This is a genomic window from Xanthomonas euroxanthea (assembly GCF_903989455.1).
In the GTDB taxonomy this organism is placed as follows: Bacteria; Pseudomonadota; Gammaproteobacteria; order Xanthomonadales; family Xanthomonadaceae; genus Xanthomonas; species Xanthomonas euroxanthea.
The window spans coordinates 3,485,720-3,504,280 of sequence record NZ_LR861803.1 but is presented as its reverse complement, the minus strand read 5'-3'; the positions used below and the strand labels follow the sequence as shown (position 1 = coordinate 3,504,280).

At 64.3% G+C, this 18,561-nt stretch carries 14 protein-coding genes and 1 riboswitch; of the genes, 5 read left to right on the top strand and 9 right to left on the bottom strand.

Annotated features, from left to right (window positions below):
* Positions 1 to 170 precede the first annotated feature (170 nt).
* Positions 171 to 524: a DUF1304 domain-containing protein gene (locus H7A86_RS14770; protein WP_119131152.1), complete on the top strand. Its 354-nt coding sequence runs from the start codon at positions 171 to 173 to the stop codon at positions 522 to 524.
* 246 nt (positions 525 to 770) lie between these two features.
* Here H7A86_RS14770 and H7A86_RS14765 read toward each other — a convergent pair whose 3' ends face one another.
* Both H7A86_RS14765 and H7A86_RS14760 read right to left on the bottom strand, forming a co-directional pair.
* Positions 771 to 3,245 carry an acyl-CoA dehydrogenase gene (locus H7A86_RS14765; protein ID WP_104582992.1) on the bottom strand — a complete coding sequence of 825 codons (2,475 nt, stop codon included), beginning with the start codon at positions 3,243 to 3,245 and terminating at the stop codon, positions 771 to 773.
* The gene (locus H7A86_RS14760; RefSeq protein ID WP_180707902.1) at positions 3,242 to 4,165 is read right to left on the bottom strand and encodes an alpha/beta fold hydrolase; all 924 of its coding nucleotides are present in this window, start codon (positions 4,163 to 4,165) and stop codon (positions 3,242 to 3,244) included. The genes H7A86_RS14765 and H7A86_RS14760 overlap by 4 nt, the downstream gene beginning before the upstream one ends.
* Positions 4,166 to 4,302: 137 nt before the next feature.
* Between H7A86_RS14760 and H7A86_RS14755 the strand changes: the two genes are divergently transcribed.
* A complete protein-coding gene (locus tag H7A86_RS14755) occupies positions 4,303 to 4,911 on the top strand; it encodes a TetR/AcrR family transcriptional regulator (protein ID WP_104582993.1) in 609 nt (202 codons plus the stop codon).
* Positions 4,912 to 5,015: 104 nt separating this feature from the next.
* Here H7A86_RS14755 and H7A86_RS14750 read toward each other — a convergent pair whose 3' ends face one another.
* The 3 genes from H7A86_RS14750 to hslO form a co-directional block, all read right to left on the bottom strand.
* On the bottom strand, positions 5,016 to 7,871 hold the full coding sequence (locus H7A86_RS14750) for a TonB-dependent receptor domain-containing protein (RefSeq protein ID WP_119131153.1): 2,856 nt from the start codon (positions 7,869 to 7,871) through the stop codon (positions 5,016 to 5,018).
* A 240-nt stretch (positions 7,872 to 8,111) separates the two neighbouring features.
* On the bottom strand, positions 8,112 to 8,948 hold the full coding sequence (locus H7A86_RS14745; protein ID WP_180497030.1) for an XOO1806 family protein: 837 nt from the start codon (positions 8,946 to 8,948) through the stop codon (positions 8,112 to 8,114).
* A 152-nt stretch (positions 8,949 to 9,100) separates the two neighbouring features.
* Positions 9,101 to 9,991 (bottom strand): Hsp33 family molecular chaperone HslO, encoded by an 891-nt coding sequence (hslO, locus tag H7A86_RS14740; RefSeq protein ID WP_104582996.1) that lies wholly within the window; start codon positions 9,989 to 9,991, stop codon positions 9,101 to 9,103.
* A 74-nt stretch (positions 9,992 to 10,065) separates the two neighbouring features.
* On the opposite strand from hslO, the gene mtgA reads away from it, so the two are divergent.
* Genes mtgA through H7A86_RS14725 form a run of 3 tightly spaced genes read left to right on the top strand, consistent with a single transcriptional unit; the run spans position 10,066 to position 12,243 of the window.
* Complete coding sequence (gene mtgA / locus H7A86_RS14735; RefSeq protein WP_104582997.1) at positions 10,066 to 10,806, top strand: monofunctional biosynthetic peptidoglycan transglycosylase; 741 nt, start codon at positions 10,066 to 10,068, stop codon at positions 10,804 to 10,806.
* Between the two features lie 2 nt (positions 10,807 to 10,808).
* On the top strand, positions 10,809 to 11,855 hold the full coding sequence (locus H7A86_RS14730; protein WP_119127740.1) for a glycosyltransferase family 2 protein: 1,047 nt from the start codon (positions 10,809 to 10,811) through the stop codon (positions 11,853 to 11,855).
* Positions 11,815 to 12,243 (top strand): CBS domain-containing protein, encoded by a 429-nt coding sequence (locus tag H7A86_RS14725; protein ID WP_104648196.1) that lies wholly within the window; start codon positions 11,815 to 11,817, stop codon positions 12,241 to 12,243. Before H7A86_RS14730 ends, H7A86_RS14725 begins: the two co-directional genes overlap by 41 nt.
* Before the next feature lie 629 nt (positions 12,244 to 12,872).
* On the opposite strand, the gene H7A86_RS14720 is transcribed toward H7A86_RS14725, so the two are convergent.
* The 4 genes from H7A86_RS14720 to H7A86_RS14705 form a co-directional block, all read right to left on the bottom strand.
* Entirely contained in the window at positions 12,873 to 14,837 is a 1,965-nt protein-coding gene (locus tag H7A86_RS14720) for an AsmA family protein (RefSeq protein WP_425509724.1), read from the bottom strand.
* A 49-nt stretch (positions 14,838 to 14,886) separates the two neighbouring features.
* On the bottom strand, positions 14,887 to 15,531 hold the full coding sequence (gene trhA, locus H7A86_RS14715; protein ID WP_115677689.1) for a PAQR family membrane homeostasis protein TrhA: 645 nt from the start codon (positions 15,529 to 15,531) through the stop codon (positions 14,887 to 14,889).
* A gap of 75 nt (positions 15,532 to 15,606) precedes the next feature.
* Positions 15,607 to 17,211: a peptide chain release factor 3 gene (locus H7A86_RS14710; protein WP_104583001.1), complete on the bottom strand. Its 1,605-nt coding sequence runs from the start codon at positions 17,209 to 17,211 to the stop codon at positions 15,607 to 15,609.
* Positions 17,212 to 17,348: 137 nt separating this feature from the next.
* Complete coding sequence (locus H7A86_RS14705; RefSeq protein ID WP_119131154.1) at positions 17,349 to 18,269, bottom strand: M23 family metallopeptidase; 921 nt, start codon at positions 18,267 to 18,269, stop codon at positions 17,349 to 17,351.
* Between the two features lie 128 nt (positions 18,270 to 18,397).
* Positions 18,398 to 18,518, top strand: a riboswitch (SAM riboswitch).
* Positions 18,519 to 18,561 lie beyond the last annotated feature (43 nt).

Sequence of the window (18,561 nt, the reverse complement as noted above, 5' to 3'; positions counted from 1 at the left end):
ACCATCGCAGGACACGCCGCCGATGTCCGCAGTCGCGACGCTCCGATCATGCATGCAGGTCCTGCACATCCCCCGTCTCTTGCCGGCGCGCCGGGTTCCGCCGCCTGTTCCGAGTAGCAGGGCCGCAATCGCGGCTATGCTGGCCGCCACATCCACCATGCCGGTCTGCCATGTCCCTGTTCGCCATCGTCGCCGGTCTGTGTGTCGCTCTGCTGCACGTCTACATCATGGTGTTGGAGATGGTGCTGTGGACGCGGCCGCTGGGCCTGAAGACCTTTCGTAATACCCTCGAGAAGGCGCAGGCCACGCGCGTGCTGGCAGCCAACCAGGGGCTGTACAACGGCTTCCTGGCTGCGGGACTGTTCTGGGGTGCGTTGCAGGCCCGGGCCGATGTGCTTGGCTTCTTTCTGGGCTGTGTCGTCGTGGCAGGCGGCTACGGCGCCTACAGCGTCAATCGTCGCATCTTCGTCGTGCAGGCGTTGCCCGCGTTGATTGCCCTGGCCTTGCTGTGGTTGCCGCGCTGAGGCAGCGTCCCCGCCTTCTGTAGGAGCGGACCTGGCCGCGACGGGGCGTCACCGGTAATGCCTCATCGCGGCCAGGTCCGCTCCTACTTTGGCAGCACGCTGAGGCTGCAGGCGCGGTGAACTGGCCGAAGACCACGGCGACAGGCAGGCAGCCGCGAGATGGTCGGTTTCCACACCAGCCGGTCTCAACACACGACGACGGCGGGCCGAAGCCCGCCGTCGTCTGCTGTCACCTTGCCCCGCGCCTTACGCTGCTTCGCGCGGTTGCTGGGCCTGCGGCTTGTCGTAGTAGCTGGCCGCTCGCAACTCGTGCGGCTCGAAGTCGTCCACGGTAATGGTGTCCATCATCATCTCGCGCAACTCTTCCAGCTGCCTGCGCTCGTCGCCGGTGATCACGCCTTCGGCCACCGCCTCGTCCAGCTGTGCGGTGAAACCCAGCGCTTCGATGCCCTTGGTCTTGAGCGCCTTGAGGAACTTGCGCTCCACCGGCTCGGCCAGCACGGCCTTGGCCAGATAGCTGGCGATACGCCCGCCCGGATTGTTGGCACAGGGGGTCAGGAACACGCCCTGGGCCAGGCGGTCGCGCGCTTCGTTCGGCGTCATCAGGATCGATGCCACGCGGTGCCCCAGGCGGTCGCCCGGCGCTTCGGCACGACGGCCCAGCGGGAAGATCAGCAGCCACATCAACCAGCCCACCGGCCGGATCGGGAAGTTGCGCAGCGCCGCCGACAGCGCGGTTTCGATCTTGTGCACGCTGTCATGGAACGCCCATGCCAGCAGCGGCTGATCGGTCGCCGGCGCGCCTTCGTCGTGATAGCGCTTGAGCATCGCGCTGGTCAGGTAGATGTGGCTCAGCACATCGCCCAGCCGGCCGGACAGGGATTCCTTGAACTTGAGCTTGCCGCCGAGCATCAGCATCGACACATCGGCCATCAACGCCAGGTTGGCGGAATAACGATCCAGCTTGCGGAAGAAGCGCCGCGTGTACGCATCGCCCGGCGCTGCACCGATGCGTGCGCCGGTCAGCCCGAACCAGAACGAACGCACCGCGTTGGAGATACCGAAGCGGATATGCCCGAACAGGCTCTGGTCGAACGCTTCCAGGCCACGGCGCGTATCCGGATCCTGCGCCGCCTGCATTTCCTTCATCACCCATGGATGGCACAGGATCGCGCCCTGGCCGAAGATCAGCAGGCTGCGGGTCATGATGTTGGCGCCTTCCACGGTCACGCCGATCGGCGCCGCCTGCCAGGCACGGCCGGCAAAGTTGCGCGGCCCCAGGATGATGCCCTTGCCGCCGATCACATCCATCATGTCGCTGACCACTTCGCGGCCCATGGTGGTGCAGTGGTACTTGGCGATCGCCGACGGCACCGACGGCACATCGCCACGGTCCACCGCCGCGGCGGTGGCCTGCGACAACGCACTGATCGCATACGCCTTGCCACCGATCCGTGCGAGCGCTTCTTCCACGCCTTCGAAGCGGCCGATCGACAGACCGAACTGCTTGCGAATGCGCGCATACGCACCGGTGACCACCGCGGCGTACTTGCCGCCACCGCTGGCCGTGGAGGGCAGGGTGATCGAGCGGCCCACTGCCAGGCACTCGTTGAGCATGTTCCAGCCCTTGCCGACCATTTCCACGCCGCCAATCAACTGGCTCAGCGGGATGAACACTTCCTCGCCATGGATCGGGCCGTTCTGGAACGGCGAATTGAGCGGGAAATGGCGACGGCCGATTTCCACGCCGGGAGTCTCGCGCGGCAGCAGCGCCAGGGTGATGCCGATGTCCTTCTTGTCGCCGATCAGGCCATCCGGATCGTAGGCGCGGAACGCCAGGCCGATCAGCGAGGCGACCGGCGCCAGGGTGATGTAGCGCTTGTCGAAGGTGAGCTTGACGCCGAGCACGTTGGCGCCGTTCCACTCGCCCTTGCAGACGATGCCGTAGTCGGGGATCGAGGTCGCATCGGAGCCGGCGAACGGGCCGGTCAGGCCGAAGCACGGCACCTCGGCACCCACCGCCAGACGCGGCAGGTAATAGTCCTTCTGTTCCGGCGTGCCGTAATGCAGCAGCAGCTCACCCGGCCCGAGCGAGTTGGGCACGCCGACGGTGGAGCTGACCACGCTGGAGATCGAGGACAGCTTCTGGATCACCTTGTGATGCGCCAGCGCACTGAAGCCCAGGCCGCCGTACTGCTTGGGAATGATCATGCCGAAGAACTTGTTCTTCTTGATGTACTCCCACAGCTCCGGCGGCAGGTCGGCGTGGACATGGGTGATCTCCCAGTCGTTGACCATCTTGCACAGCTCTTCGACCGGGCCGTCAAGGAATGCCTGCTCTTCGGCGGTCAATTGCGGCTTGGGGTAGTTGAGCAGCTTCTGCCAATCCGGATCGCCGGTGAACAGCTCGCCTTCAAAGCCCACCGAGCCGGTTTCCAGTGCGATGCGTTCGGTCTGCGACAACGGCGGCAGTACCTTGCGGAAGAAACCCATCAGCGGCGTGGTCAGCAGCGGCTTGCGCAGGAACGGCAACAGCACCGGCGCGGAGACCAGCACCACCAGCACGGCAGCGACGATGGTCGCGGTGAGATTGGCGCCCAGCAACCAGCAGGCCACCAGCACACAGGCGCTCAGCGCAACCCAGGTGGCAAGGCGCATGCGGTGATAGGCAGCGATGCCCGCCGCCAGGATGACGAAGAGAAACGGTGCAACGATGCTCATGGTCTTGCTCCAGTGACATGCTCGGTAATGTTGGACGCTGCGATGGTGCCAACCGGGGGCAGTGCGTCCAGATAATGCAACACGGTTGCGGTAAACGTGGTGTTGTCGTCGCCGGCCAGCATGTGCGTGGCATCGGGCAGATGCACGTGCTGCGCATGCGGCGCGATCGACAGGAATTCGCTGATGGTGTCCGGCGTGACCAGATCGCTGCGCCCGCCGCTGATCAGCAAAAGCGGGCAACGCATCTGCGCGGCGGCGTCCAGCAAGGTCTGCTGCTGTGCGTGCGGGTCCTGACCTGCCAGCTCATCGACCAGCCGCGGATCCCAATGCCAGTGCCACCTGTTGTCCGCCCGCTGCCTCAGCAAGGCCTGCAGCTGCTCGGCCGTCTTGCGCGGGCGTTGCGGCAGATACGCGGCAATTGCGTCGGCAGCGGCATCCAGCGATGCGAAACCCTCCGGATGCGCGGTCATGAAACGCAGGATGCGCTCCACGCCTGCGGTATCCCAGCGCGGCGTGATGTCGACCAGGACGATCGCGCGGAACAGGCCGGGCCAGCGCGCCTCCGCAAGCAGGCCGAACAAGCCGCCCATTGATGCGGCGACCAGCACCGGCGGCGCGGCCTGCTCGCCCGCCAGCACAATCAAGTCGTCGGTGAATTGCGTTGCCGAGTAGGGCAGGCCCACGTCGTTGAAGCCGGAGTCGCCATGACCGCGCGCGTCGTAGGCCAGCGCCCGGTAGCCAGCGTCGGCCAGTCGAGCCGCAGTGCTTTCCCAAGCGTACCGGGTCTGTCCAAACCCATGTGCCAGCAACACCGTCGCTGCGTTGCCCGCGCCTCGCTCCGACACCGCAAGCGAGGTATCGCCAGCAGTGATGCGAATGCTGGACGCACTGTGGGCAAGGCTAGAAGGAGAGGAAACCATACCTCATGGTATGGATCTGCCCGGGCCACTGTCAATACTGCCTGGTATGGACGGTTAAGCCATTGAATCGTGGCAGTTGTGTGTCCGTTGTGTGATGCATACTGCAACTGACGCAAGCGTATGGTTAAATCGCGTCAATGAATGACATCCCCGACCCGAGCCTCACCACGCCCCGCGCCACGTCCGGTCGCGGCAACCGCCTCAGTGCGGACGATTGGGCGCAGGCCGCACTGGACCTGATCGCCGAACAAGGCGTGGGCGCCGTCGCAGTGGAGCCACTGGCACGCCGTCTCGGCGTGACCAAGGGCAGCTTCTATTGGCACTTCCCCTCCCGCGATGCCTTGCTGCAGGCAGCGCTCGAACGCTGGGAGATCTTCGAACAGAAGGAAGTGTTCGGCAGCCTGGAAGACGTCCCTGACCCCAGCGCACGCTTGCGCGCGCTGTTCCAGCTGGTCGCGCACGAAGTCAAACCGCATGTCATCTACAGCGAACTGCTCAAGGCACTCGACCACCCGGCCGTGCGTCCGGTTATCGACCGCGTCTCGCAGCGCCGTCTCGATTACCTGATCGCCTCGTTCCGCCAGGCCGGCCTGAGTCGCACCGACGCCCAACACCGTGCGCGCCTGGCCTACGCCGCCTACGTCGGTTTCCTGCAACTCTCATTGCAGTTGCAGCAGCCCAAGCAAGCCCGCGAAGACTTCGAAGCCTACGTCGAGCATGTGATCCAGACGTTGATTCCGGGCTAGGTTTCAGGCGTCCGGCATACGTCGATGTCTGATCGTTGAGCAAAGAAAAACCGCGACTCTTTCGAGCCGCGGTTTTGGTTACGCATTACATAAGCAGCCGATTATCAGAACTTCTGGGTGTAACGCATGTAGTAGAAGCGACCCGGGATTTCGTACTGCGGGTCAAAGCTATTGGCAAATGCCGTGGCAGCCTGCGGCGGATCGCGGTCGAACGCGTTATTCACGCCGACGGTGACGCGTGCGTTCCACGGAGCCTTCCAGTACGCGGCCAGATCGGTGTAAGTCACGCTGGGAACATGATTGCGCGGCGCTGCACCTGCAGCGGTCACACGATCCGGATCCGAGCATAGCAGTGCCACGTTTGCAGGAGTCGCCACGTTGGCGCCGGTGCAGTTTTCGACCTGCGAGCTGTAGTAGCGCATGGATGCCGAGCCGCCGACGTCGCCCAATTCCCAATTGAGCATCAGGTTGGAGCGGATGCGCCAGTTGTTGTCCTGTGCCGAGCCGCCACGATACAAGCCAACGCGGGTTTCGGGATCCTGCAGCGGCTTCTCAACCACGAACTTGCTCATGTAGGTCGAGTCCCACACAACGCTGAAGCTGCCCCACGCGGTGTCCGGCAAACGATAGCCTACGGTCAGGTCGTAACCTTCAGCCTCGATCTTCGCAATGTTGTTCGGCACTGCCAGCAGATTCGACACTTCGCCAGTTGGCTCGCGCTGGATCAGCGAACAAGCATTGGCGATGCCTGCCAGATAGCAGCTATCCAGGGTCTCCTGCACGGTCTGCGTGTCGATTGCATCTTCGATCTCGATGTTCCACCAGTCCAGCGAGATATCCAGGCCAGTGACCCAGCTCGGGCTGAACACAAAGCCCAAGGTCTTGGACGTCGAAGTTTCCGGCTGCAGGTTGGGGTTACCGCCAGTGGCGGTACGTACCTGCGGGTTGGCCTGCGCATAGGCTGGCACTGCGCCGCACGAACCTGGACGCGTTCCGTTGACGGAGCCATCGCTGAAGGAGCCTGCGCAAGGATCGCGCACGTCTTCGAAGGTATCGCTTACGCCCTGAAACAGCTCATTGATCGACGGTGCGCGGAAGCCTTGCGACCAGTTACCACGGATCATCAAATCAGTGATCGGCTTCCAGCGGAAACCGAACTTGCTGTTGGTGGTGTCGCCGAAGTTGCTGTAGTCCGAATAACGCGTGGCCAGGCTGAAGTCCAGCAACTGGGCGCCCGGCAGGTCAGCCAGCAAAGGCACGGCGAGTTCGAGATAGGCTTCGTCCAGCTTGTAGCCGCCGTTGGTCGCAGTACGTGCGTTGCCGGTGGTGTCGCCAGAGTTGATCAGCGCGTCCGGATCGTCAAAGCCCGACTCTTCACGGTGTTCAGCACCAAAGGAGAATGCAAACGCACCTCCCTGCAGGTCGAACAGCTCGCCGCCGATGTTGCCGAAATAAGTCTTCTGCTCGTATCCATAGAGGTCATGTGCATTGAAGCCAGCATAACCCAGCATTTCCGGGGTCAACGAGCCCGGGCCGCTCAACATGTTCATCGGCACGCAGCCGTCGATCGTGCTGGCTGCGGTACCGCAGCGCGCTACACCGCCAGCGTCGACGAACGAAGGGCCAAGTGCGTTACGCAGTGCGGAGATATTGAACAGGCCGGTGGTGCGATCGGTCTGGTCATTCTTGCCGTAGAACATGCCGGCTTCCCAGCTGAAGAAACGCTGGCCAACTTCGAAATCACCCTCGAATGCGCCGCTGAACCCGAACGTCTTGACGTTCTGGGTGAAGATGCGACCGCCGGTCTCTTCGGCGCGGTACTGGATGTAGTCGATGTCACGGCCGGTGTTGTTGTAGATATTACTTGCCGAAATAACGATATCTGCGCCGTTGGTGCCGGGCGCGGAGCGACCAAGAACGATCGGCATCGGTGCCAGGATCTGGCTCGACTCGCGCTCGTTGTAGGTCACCGTGGTCTTGAAGCGCACATTGTCCGTGATCGACAAGCCAGCGTCGGCGAATACCGACTTGCGCTCCTGCGGGGTTACCAGATAGTTGGCCGGCGCAAAGTTGTAGCTATCGGCTGCAGTGTAGTTGCGCGAGGTGGTACCACCGTCATTGGTGATGGAGAACCCAGGCGTTCCGTTGAAACGTGTTGCACCGAATGTAGGAGCGCCAGTGGTGGGGTCTGGGCCAGTCGAGCCGAAAATACCAAAACGTCCACCCGGAATCGTTGTGCTATTGCCCGTGCCTCGAACTGCACCGAACACCGGGACCGACGAGATTTCGCGATCACCTGCCCAGACTGGCTCTTCCTTGACGTAGCCAACGCCCAACGTGGCGTGCCAACGATCGCCAGTGGAGCCGATCGTGAAGTCGTAGGACTCACGGCTGCCGTCGCCCTTGTCGTACTGACCGAAGTACGCATTCGCTTCGGCGCCATCGAAGTTCTGACGCAAAATAATGTTGACCACGCCGGAGATGGCGTCGGAGCCGTAAATCGTGGAAGCGCCATCCTTCAGGACTTCGATGCGCTCGACGGCAGCAGTCGGAATCGTGTTGAGATCGACCGCGCCGCCCAATCCGGTGCCGCCGACCCAGCGACGGCCATTGACCAGCACCAGAGTGCGATTGGAGCCGAGGTTACGCAGGTTGACGCGGGTTTCGCCGTTGCCGCCATTGTTGACATTGCTGTTGAGCGCCGAACCGCCCGAGCTAATGTTCTGGATCACGTCGCCAATCGAGGTCAAGCCTTGCGATTCGATCTGCTGACGGCTCATGGTGAAGACAGGCTGCGACGTTTCAACGTCGGCGCGCTTGATGCGCGAACCGGTCACCTCGATCTTGTCGAGGTTAGTGGTGCCGCCGGCTTCCTGAGCGATGGCGGTACCGGTACCGCCGACGCCCACGACAAGCGCGAGGACGACTGCATCGCGCAGCTTGTTGGACTTGCAATTCATTAGCTCTCTCTCCAAGTGATCTTGGGTACTGCCAAGGGTTGTTTGCCTGTCGGGGGGTCCGAAGAAGCGGATCCAAAACGTCAGGGTGAACCGATGGTATATGCGTTATGCGAGAAATTAAAGTCCCGTTAACGAAAAAGAAGAAAGGCGTGAAGGGCGGCGTGGGGCACATGGCCAGAACAAAAAACGCCACCGGCTGCGGGCCGATGGCGTCACGTTAAATCAATTCAAATCAATGACTTAGAGATCTTGCTCGTACCGGACGTACGGAATCGTACCGTCGCTGTTGCTCTCGTTGCTCGGCGCAAACGGGTTCTTGCCACGGGAAATCACGTTCTCTGCGCCGACCGTCAACTGGCCGCTCCAGGGGGTACGCCAGGTCAGGCCCAGGCCCAGACCTTCCCACTTTTCCGGCTGGCCAGGGACGTCGACGACGCGGCCGATGACGTTGGCGCTGAAGGCGCCGTAGCCGCCACCGACGCTCAGGGTCTTGCTGTCCCACTGGTCGGCGATCGCCGGCGAAACGTCGGCCAGCGGTACCAGGCGCGCGCGCGCATAGGTCCCGCCGATCGAGACGAAGCCCTCGCGGCCAATGTTCTTCTGCCCGAATACGGTCAGGTCGTTCTGTTCGACGCGGGTCAGCGGTGCCTTGCCGGCGCCGATCAACCAGGCCGGCAGGGTGTCGCGGCCAGTGCCGGCGGTGACGCCAGCGCGGGCGCCAGCGCGGTTGAAGCCCAGCGTGGCCGAGACGCGGCGCGATGCTGCGGCGCTGTCTTCCTCGTCGTCGCCAATGCCTGCAAGCAGACAGTGGCTGGCGAGTCCGTTGATGTTGGTGCCACGGCTGCTGTTGCAGATCAGGCCCAGCGAATCGCCCGAGGTCAGGCCGAAGGCCGCGTCCAGCGAGTTGCGACCGAAGTGCCAGCGTGCGCCAGCCTTCTGCTCGCCAGTGGGCTCCAGGTACAGAAAGGCTTCGACCTTTCCGCTGCCCTTGTTCCACACCGGCAGGATGGTGCTCTCGCGCAACTGCTGGGATGCCGACTGCGCGTGCGCACCCGTGGCTGCCGCGAGGGCAACCAGCAAAGCGAGCGGAAGGCGAAGAAGGTGTCGCATACCAGAGTTCAGACCCAGGGGCAGTTGTTAAGTTCCCGAGAGCGGGCAATCAGAATGCTAGGGCGTTTATGATTATTTAACAAGTAGCCGCGTTCCCCGGAATGCAGCACCAACGCTATCTATTGCAACCTTTCCGGCGCGTCCAATGACGGCTGCGCCTCGCTGAAAAGTACGTCCAGCGCGGTCAACGGAAAGTGATACTCACGCCCGCAGAACTCGCAGCGGACCTCGACCTCGCCAGTCGCCTCGGCAGCGGCACGCGCCTCGTCTTCGCCCAGCGATTGCAGCATCGAGGCGACCCGCTCGCGCGAACAGGAGCAGCCGAAGCTGAGTGGCTTGCTGCCCAGCAACTGGGTGTCTTCCTCGTGGAACAACCGGTGCAGCAGGTCCTCGCTGGCGACCGAGAGCAGTTCCGGTGCGCCCAGGGTGTCGAACAGGGCGCCGATGCGGGTCCAGCCATCGTTGTCGCCTTCGTCGCCAGGCAACTTTTGCAGCAACAGGCCGGCGGCCTGGTCCGGGCCTGCGGCCAGCAGCAGCCGGGTCGGCAGCTGCTCGGACTGATGGAAATAGGTTTCGAAGGCTTCGGCCAGGTCCGGCGCCTGCATGCCGACCAGGCTCTGGTAGCGCTGTGGTTCACGCGGGTCCAGGCCGGGGTTCTCGATGGTGATCGCCAGCAGCGCGGCCTCGCCCAGTTCGCGCAGGTCGGCGGGCGCATCGGCACCGTCGGCCAGCTGCACGATGCCGCGCAAGGTCCCGGCTGCAGTGCATTCGGCGAACAGGGTGCGCAGGGTCTGGTTGCCGCGCAGTTGCACCGACAGGCGCCCGTCGACCTTGGTGTGTCCGGTGAACAAGGCTGAGGCCACCGCTGCTTCGCCGAGCAACTGGCGGGCGGCGGGCGGGTAGTCGGCCGCCCCCTGGATGTCGTGCCAGGCCTGGGTCAGGCGCACATGGACGCCGCGCACGCCAGCGGCAGGCAGCAGGAAACGGGAAAGCTGATCGTGATCGGTCATGGGGACATCGGACGTAAGGGACGCCGGTTGCCGGATAATGCAACGAGCATCGGAATGAAAGGTCTTAGCGAACAATGGGGACGGATGCATTGGATGGCAAGCAGGTGGCGCCAGCGCGGCGCGCGGGGCGCTGGCTGCGTTGGCTGTTGGCGGCCCCGCTGCTGTTCGCTGCCGCGAGCGTGCTGCAGGTGCTGGTGCTGCGGGTGATCGATCCGCCGGTCAGCAGCATGATGGTGGGGCGCTATCTGGAAGCCTGGGGCGAGGGCGACTGGCGTTTTTCGCTGCACCAGCAATGGCGCGACTACGACAGGATCGCCGCCAGCCTGCCGATTTCGGTGGTGGCTGCGGAGGATCAGCAGTTTCCGCTGCATCACGGCTTCGACCTGCAGGCGATCGAAAAGGCGCGCGACCACAATGCGCGCGGCGGACGCGTGCGCGGGGCCAGCACGATCAGCCAGCAGGTCGCCAAGAACGTGTTCCTGTGGCAGGGCCGCAGTTGGCTGCGCAAGGGCCTGGAGGCCTGGTACACGGTGCTGATCGAGTTGTTGTGGCCGAAGCAGCGCATTCTGGAGATGTATCTCAACGTGGCCGAGTTCGGCGACGGGGTGTACGGCGCGCAGGCCGCTGCCCGGCAGTTCTGGGGCAAGGATGCGGCGGGGCTGTCGCCGGGCGAATCGGCGCGTCTGGCAGCGGTACTGCCTTCGCCACGCCGCTATGACGCACGTCGTCCCGGCGCCTATGTGCAACGGCGGGCGGCATGGATCCAGCGGCAGGCACGCCAGCTGGGTGGCCCCGCGTATCTGCAGGCACCATGAGCATGCAGACGTCCGGCCCCGCCCAGCTGCCGTTGGCAGCAGACCGCCTGACGGTGGTGATTGCGGCCTATAACGAAGAGACCAGCATTCCGCAGCTGCATCCGCGCCTGTGCGCGGTGCTGGCCGGCTTGCATGGCGTGCAGACGCATGTGCTGTATGTCGATGATGGCAGCAGCGACGGCACCTGGAGCGTGCTGCAGGGGCTTGCCGATGCCGACCCGCAGGTGAGCGCGGTGCGGCTGTCGCGTAATTTCGGCAAGGAAGTGGCCATTTCTGCCGGCCTGGACCATGTGTTGCCCGGTGCGGTGGTGCTGCTCGATGCCGATGGACAGGACCCGCCGGAGCTGATTCCCGAATTCGTCGCGCTGTGGCGCGCCGGTTACGACAACATCTTCGGCACGCGGATTTTTCGCGAGGGCGAGAGCTGGTTGAAGCGCAGCGCGGCGCATGCGTTCTATCGGGTGATCCGGCAGTTGTCGCGCACGCCGATTCCCGCCGATACCGGGGATTTCAGACTGCTGTCGCCGCGGGTGGTGGAGGCCTTGCAGCAGCTGCGCGAGCGCCACCGTTTCATGAAGGGGCTGTTTGGCTGGGTCGGGTTTCGCCAGGTGGCGCTGCCGTATCGGCGTGCGCCGCGGCTGTCGGGGCGCAGCAAGTTCACGGTGTGGCGGCTGTGGAACTTCGCGCTGGATGGCATCACCAGTTTTTCCACCGTGCCACTGCGCGCAGCGACCTATCTGGGCTTGCTTACCGCGCTGGTGGCATTCCTGTTTGGCGGCTGGGTGGTGATCAAGGCGGCGCTGATGGGCGACCCGGTGGCCGGCTGGCCGACCATGATGTCGGTGATCCTGTTCCTTGGCGGCATCCAGCTGATTGCCCTGGGCCTGATCGGCGAATACCTGGGCCGGTTGTATGACGAGGCCAAGCAGCGTCCGCTGTACCTGGTCGATACCCACCGCGGCGTGGTGGGAGTAGTCTGCGACCACCAGACCAAGCGCGGAGCGGGCCATGCAGACCGTACGACAGCTATTGGGGACCAAACAGGTTGAGGTATTCGCCGTGGCGGCAGACGCTGCAGTGATCGAGGCGATCCGGATGATGGCCGAGAAAGGCATCGGCGCGGTATTGGTGATGGACGGACCACGGCTGGTCGGCATCGTGTCCGAGCGCGATTACGCGCGCAAGGTGGTGTTGCGCGACCGCGCTTCATCGACCACCAGCGTTGCCGAGATCATGAGCACCCAGGTGGTGACGGTGTCGCCGTCGGACACGGTGGAGCGCTGCATGCAGTTGATGACCGACGGACGCTTCCGGCATCTGCCGGTGCTGGACAACGGGCGCGTGCAGGGCGTGATTTCCATCGGCGATCTGGTCAAGGCGGTGATCGAGCGCCAGCAGCACGATATCGATCAATTGCAGCGTTACATCGCCAGCTAGAGCCGTGCCGGCTGGGTTCCCTGCGTCTTGCCTTGAACGGCGCTTCTGCCCGGGCTGGCTTGATGAGTGTGGCGGGCAGAGAGATGAGTGTCAGGGGGTTTGATCTGCAGCCTATTGCAGGGCCCTTGCCCGCCCACCATCGCAGGACACGCCGCAAGTACGTCCATGTAGGCTCTTACGCGGCATCCATGCCGCGACAGTGAGCGGGCAAGGACCTGTCGAGATATTCGGTGTGCATGGTCCAAGCAATGCACGATGCGTTTGTTCGATAGCGACGCGGATCAACGTCGATCCCGTTCGTGCTATCAGAAGCTTTTTCACGTGGCCATCGACCGACTTTTTGGTGCGGTGTCTTCGCCGATTGCAGGACCGAGTAGCGGAAGGGATGCCGCCACCGAGCTTCCAGGGACGAATTCACGGCGTGTCCTGCGAGCGGTGAGGTGCCGCGAACGACTCACCGAGCGTTCGACTGGGCATCTTGACTGCAAGAACCGATGCCGCTGTTCGCCATCGCTGCGTGTGTCTGTTGAGAAGTGCACTCGTCAAAGAAAGTGCATACGCTCAACACGTTGCCACCATCGCTACAGCGTCTGGCTAGTTTGCTGGTCGCCCAGGGTCTTGCAGCGAGCTTATTTCGCGAACTTGCCACCGCAGTCGCTGTCCTTGCCCGGACCCGGTTCGAAGGTCGCGAGCAAGGCGGCGGGCGGGGCGATCATGCCCAGGCCGACTGCAAGTGCGCCACGCAGGCCCAACGCCTTGAAGTCGGGACGGAAGGTCGGGTCCTTGAAGCTGCCGCCGATCCGCAACGGCGAGCGCAGACTCAGGATGCTGCGGTCTTTCGGGCGCGGGCGCAGCAGCAGGTCCAGCGTCTCGTCCTTCAAGCTGATGCTGCCTTCGCCAACGATGATGGTGTCGGTGCTGTCGAAGGCCAGCGCACGCGATTGCATCAGGCCGTCCTGCACCCCGAAGTCGCCGAAGATGCAGCGCACCGGAATCTGACGGTCCTTGGTGACCAGATATTTCAGCGACTCGGCGATATCCAGCCCGGCCAGTTCCATGATCAGGTTGCCGACATGCCCACGGCCCATGCCGACGCCGATCGTGCCGTCGGCGGTACCGAGCATCGAGCCGATCGAGTTGCCGCGGCCACGCAGATCGAGCTCGCCGCCGATGGCACCCGAGGCTTGCTTGGCAAGTGTCGTGTCGGGGAACAGCTGATCCAGCCGGATGCCGCGAAGGCCAGCCTTGAGCTGTGTGGTGATCACCTCGTTGCGCGCATCCATGCGGATGGTGGAGCGGATGTCGCCGCCGGCAACGCCGAAGTTGAGCGGATCCAGCTGCAGCAGACCGTCCTTCAAGGTCAGTGAGGCGTCCATGTCGTCCAGCGGCCACGACGGCGCATTGATGCGCTGCGCGCGCCAGCGCACCTGCGCATCCATCGCACGCAGCTTGGACAGGTCATAAGGCGTGCTGGGCAGCACGCGGGCGCTGGCTGCGAGTTGTGCGGCCTGCTTTTTCTGTTCGGCGTTTGCCGACTCGTTCGCGCCGGTCTTCGGCGGTGCGCCGACAAAGCCTGCCAGGTCGTCGAAATCCAGGCGTTTGGACGCCAGATCCGCACGCAGGAACGGACGCTTGTTGCGCAGGTCCACTTCCGCGGTACCTGACAGATCGCTATCGCCGGCGGTGCCGGTGAACTTTTCGTAGCGCCAGAGCTGGCCGTTGCGGCGCAGATGACCATCGAGCTTGTACGGCGGCGTCGACGGCATGGCTACGCCGGTCAGCGGATACAGATCCTGCATGTCCTGACCGCTGAGTGCCATTTGCAGATCGAAGACCTGAAACTGGAACGGGTTGGTCAAGGTGCCGCGCACGTGCGTGCGGGTGGCGCCGGCGCTGCCGCGCAGATCGATACGGAACGGGTGCTCGCTCTGACTCAGCTCCAGCGGCGAGGCGGTGTTGCCTTTGAGCGTGAAGGGATAGCCCTTCCAGCGGCCCTTGCCATCGATGCCGATGGGCGCCGCACGCTGGTCGCTGCTCGGCGGGGCGAGGCTGTTGATTGCCACGTCCACATCCGAGCGATTGGCTGCATCGATGTATTGCAGGCGCCCGTTGTTCACCAGCAGGCGGCCAAGGCGCGGCATCGTCCCATCGCCATCGTCCTGATCAAAGACCCAGTTGCCGGGATGGGTGTCGTCGCCTGCTTCCAGCAGGACGGTCGGGTGATCCAGACGGATTTCCGGCAGACGCAGCTTGCCGCGCAGCAGCGGCCACAACTCGACATCGATCTCGGCCGAGTTGAGCTCGGCCATCGGCCCGCGCTTTGACCATGCCGCATTGGCCAGGCTCAGCCGATTGCCGCGCACCGTGGTCGTGCGGCCCAGCTTCACATCCAGATAGCCGAGGTGGAATTCGCGACCGGTCTTGGCACTGACCAGGCGCTCGACCGGGCCACGCAGCCAGTTCCATTGGAACAGCAGCACGAAGACCACCACGATGGCGGCGACGATGGCGAACCCGGCCAGCCAGCGTCGACGACGTGGCGTGGGGGAAGGAGATGCAGCTGAGGTGTCTGTCACGTTGTTCACGCGGGCCATGGTTGGCGATGGCTCGTGCACGGCGCGCGAACGCGCCGCAGATCGTGCCTCACATGACCTGCGCAATCACCGCAACGAAGTGGCAAGCGCTGCCGGCCAGCACGAACAGGTGCCAGATTGCATGGAAATAGCGCTGGGTGTCGCGCTGGTAGAAATACGTGCCCAGCGTATAGAAGAGTCCGCCGGCCAGCAGCCAGCACAGAGACCAGGTATCGACAGAGCGCAGTAAGGGCTGGATCGCCACGACGATCAGCCAGCCCATCGCCAGATACAGCACCGTCGACAACAGGCGGAAACGACCGGTGAAGAACAGTTTGAAGATCACCCCGGCGGCGGCAATCGTCCAGATCGCGGCAAACAATCCCCAGCCCCAGGAGTCGCGCAGATTGATCAGCGTGAACGGGGTATAGGTCCCGGCGATCAACAGATAGATCGCGCAGTGATCGAGTACCTGCAGGCGCGCCTTGGCGCCCGGATGCGGAATGGCATGAAACAGCGTGGAGGCGACGTACAGCAGTACCAGGGTGGCGCTGAAGACGATGGAGGTGGCCAGTTGCCAGCCATCGCCATAGATGGCGGCCAGCGTGATCAGCACCGAGCCGCCAGCCAATGCCGCAATGGCACCCAGGCCGTGGGTCACGGCGCTCGCTATCTCGTCGCGCAGGTCGGTCGAGGGGGAGGCGTCTGCGTTCATGCCAAAAAGGTACCGCAATTGCGAGCAATTCGCATCGCCGGCAGGCGCGGTTGCACGCCTTGGTTCAAGCCGCGGTCAATCGATCGCCCTGGCATGCGCATGCTCGCGCGTGGCAGAGAAACGTACGTCCGGCGCGCGTTCCTGCGCCAGCTGCAGGTTCACCCGCGTCGGGGCGAGATAGACCAGCTGGCCGGCGGCGTCGATACCCAGATTGCCGGCATTTTTCTCGCGGAACTCTTCCAGCTTCCTGGCGTTGTCGCAATGCACCCAGCGCGCGGTGGTGACGCTCACCGGTTCGAAGATCGCATCCACGCCGTATTCGTCCTTGAGCCGGTAGGCCACCACGTCGAACTGCAGCACACCCACTGCGCCCAGGATCAGGTCGTTGCTCATCAACGGGCGGAAGAACTGCGTGGCGCCTTCTTCGGACAGCTGCGCCAGGCCCTTTTGCAACTGCTTGAGCTTGAGCGGGTCGCGCAGGCGTGCACGCCGGAACAGTTCCGGTGCGAAGTTGGGAATGCCGGTGAACGACAGCGATTCGCCTTCGGTAAACGTGTCGCCGATGGAGATGGTGCCGTGGTTGTGGATGCCGATGACATCGCCCGGCCAGGCTTCGGCGGCGATCTCGCGGTCGGAGGCCATGAAGGTCAGCGCATTGGCCAGCTTGACGTCCTTGCCGCTGCGCACGTGCAATGCCTTCATGCCGGCGGTGAACTTGCCCGAGCACACGCGCATGAAGGCCACGCGGTCGCGATGCTGCGGGTCCATGTTGGCCTGGATCTTGAAGACGAAGCCGCTGAGCTTGGCCTCGGTCGCCTCGACCCGGCGGCCGGTGGTGTCGCGCGCCTGCGGTGGCGGTGCGTGCTCGACGAAGAAATCCAGCAGCGGTTGCACGCCGAAGTTGTTGACGCCCGAGCCGAAGAACACCGGCGTCTGCTGGCCGGCGCGGTACGCCTGCAGGTCGAACGGATTGCTGGCGCCTTGCACCAGTTCCAGTTCGTCGCGCAGTTCGGCCAGCATCTGTGCGCCGATCTTTTCGGCCAGGCCCGGGGCATCCAGCGACGGGAAGATGGTCGAATCCTGGCGGGTGAAGTTGCGGCCCTGTTCGTACAGGTGCACCTCGCCGGTGATCAGGTGCACCACGCCCTTCAGGCGCTGGCCCATGCCGATCGGCCAGGTGACCGGGGCGCACTGGATGCCGAGCACGGTTTCGACTTCATCCAGCAGGTCGATCGGGTTCTTGCCCTCGCGATCGAGCTTGTTGATGAAGGTCATGATGGGGGTGTCACGCAGGCGGCAGACTTCCATCAGCTTGATGGTGCGTTCTTCCACGCCCTTGGCGACGTCGATGACCATCAGCGCCGAGTCCACGGCGGTCAGCACCCGGTAGGTGTCCTCGCCGAAGTCGGCGTGGCCGGGGGTGTCGAGCAGATTGACGATCTTGCCCTCGTACGGGAACTGCATCACCGAGGAAGTGACCGAGATACCGCGCTCCTTTTCCAGCGCCATCCAGTCCGAGGTGGCGTGACGGGCGGCCTTGCGGCCCTTGACCGAGCCGGCCATCTGGATCGCACCCCCGAACAGCAGCAGCTTTTCGGTCAGCGTGGTCTTGCCCGCATCGGGGTGGGAAATGATGGCGAAGGTGCGGCGGCGCGCGGCTTCGTTGGAGACGTCGGACATGGGCTGAGCGCGCCCGGTCGGACGCCTGCGGAAACTGAGGAAGCCGGTGATTATAGCGGCTTCGCCGCGGCGGGCCTCTGTGGCCCTGGCCTGGGCCTTGCCGGTCGGTAGCCCGGCGCTCGCCGGGCGGCCGTCACTCACGGTGCCGGCGAGGGGAACTGCAATTCGCCCTGGGGGCCCAGCATCCGGAACGGCAACGCGATCAGGCGCAGGTCCGCATTGCGCTGGAGCGCGAAATGCAGGTGCGGGGCGGTGCTGTAGCCGGTATTGCCAGAGGCGCCCAGGCGCTCGCCGGTGCGCACCACCTGGCCCAGGCGCACCGCCACGCCATCGGGCGCCAGATGGGCATAGATGGCCATGCTGCCGTCGGCATGCAGCACCCGCACCAGGTTGCCGCCGGCGGCGGCCTGGTCCTGCGGGCCGCCTTCGATGACATCCTGCCGCACCTCCATCACCACGCCCTCGCGCGCTGCCAGCACCGGCGTGCCCTGCGGCAAGGCGAAGTCCACCGCGTACCAGTTGGGCGCATCGGCATGGCTGAAGGCCCCGCCGAAGCCCTGGTCCACGTGTATCGGTGCATCGCGGAACGGGAGCCGGTAGCGCACCTGCTGCTGCGGGCGGGCCTGTGGATCGCCGGGCACCAGATCGAGCGTGAGTCCCAGGCCGGCCAGGCTGCGCTGGTTGCTGGCCGGATACAGTCGGGCGAGCAGCCGGCGCTCGTGCGCAGCCAGTTGCACCGTCAGCGGCAATGCCGGCACGGCGCGATAGTCCTCGCTGGGCGGTGCACTCAGCTGCACCTGTGCGGATCCGGCCAGCGGGTTGCTGACCCAGGCCAGGTAAGCCGGAGCCTGCCACTCCAGCTGCAGTGACGGGCCGGTGCCGGCCGATGCAGCCGCAGTCTGCGCAGCTGCGACCGCCGGCGAGCTCGCAGGCGTGTTCGCGGCACCGGGCCAATGCCAGCGCTGCTGCGCGTTGGCTGGCGCGATACACGCCAGGGCCGCAATGATGAAAGACCGGGCGAGGGCGGTCGGGGTGCTGCGAGACACGTGGTGGGGCACGTGATCGGCTCAACTAAAGGGGCCTCAAGTATGCGGTCCATCACAGGCCGGAGTGGTATCGGATGAAAATATATCTTTCCATCCGCATGAAGAGATTGACATCGCAAAAAAGCGGTGGCATCTTGGCTCCACCATCGAGACCGGCGGAGGGACAGGCCCTTTGATGCCGGGGCAGCCAGCGGAGCGCGCAAGCGCCCGCGTTTGGTGCCAAATCCTGCGGGGACCACCGCGTCCGCCGAAAGATGGTTCGAATCGTGCCTTGCGCACGTCGAACGCGAGCTCCCGCGAAGCT

What these genes read in the sequence shown, in the direction of transcription:
- H7A86_RS14770 (WP_119131152.1), top strand. Translation starts at nt 171, where the DNA reads ATGTCCCTGTTCGCCATCGTCGCCGGTCTGTGTGTCGCTCTGCTGCAC.
- H7A86_RS14765 (WP_104582992.1), bottom strand. Translation starts at nt 3,245, where the DNA reads ATGAGCATCGTTGCACCGTTTCTCTTCGTCATCCTGGCGGCGGGCATC.
- H7A86_RS14760 (WP_180707902.1), bottom strand. Translation starts at nt 4,165, where the DNA reads ATGGTTTCCTCTCCTTCTAGCCTTGCCCACAGTGCGTCCAGCATTCGC.
- H7A86_RS14755 (WP_104582993.1), top strand. Translation starts at nt 4,303, where the DNA reads ATGAATGACATCCCCGACCCGAGCCTCACCACGCCCCGCGCCACGTCC.
- H7A86_RS14750 (WP_119131153.1), bottom strand. Translation starts at nt 7,871, where the DNA reads ATGAATTGCAAGTCCAACAAGCTGCGCGATGCAGTCGTCCTCGCGCTT.
- hslO (WP_104582996.1), bottom strand. Translation starts at nt 9,991, where the DNA reads ATGACCGATCACGATCAGCTTTCCCGTTTCCTGCTGCCTGCCGCTGGC.
- mtgA (WP_104582997.1), top strand. Translation starts at nt 10,066, where the DNA reads ATGGGGACGGATGCATTGGATGGCAAGCAGGTGGCGCCAGCGCGGCGC.
- H7A86_RS14730 (WP_119127740.1), top strand. Translation starts at nt 10,809, where the DNA reads ATGCAGACGTCCGGCCCCGCCCAGCTGCCGTTGGCAGCAGACCGCCTG.
- H7A86_RS14725 (WP_104648196.1), top strand. Translation starts at nt 11,815, where the DNA reads ATGCAGACCGTACGACAGCTATTGGGGACCAAACAGGTTGAGGTATTC.
- H7A86_RS14720 (WP_425509724.1), bottom strand. Translation starts at nt 14,837, where the DNA reads ATGGCCCGCGTGAACAACGTGACAGACACCTCAGCTGCATCTCCTTCC.
- trhA (WP_115677689.1), bottom strand. Translation starts at nt 15,531, where the DNA reads ATGAACGCAGACGCCTCCCCCTCGACCGACCTGCGCGACGAGATAGCG.
- H7A86_RS14710 (WP_104583001.1), bottom strand. Translation starts at nt 17,211, where the DNA reads ATGTCCGACGTCTCCAACGAAGCCGCGCGCCGCCGCACCTTCGCCATC.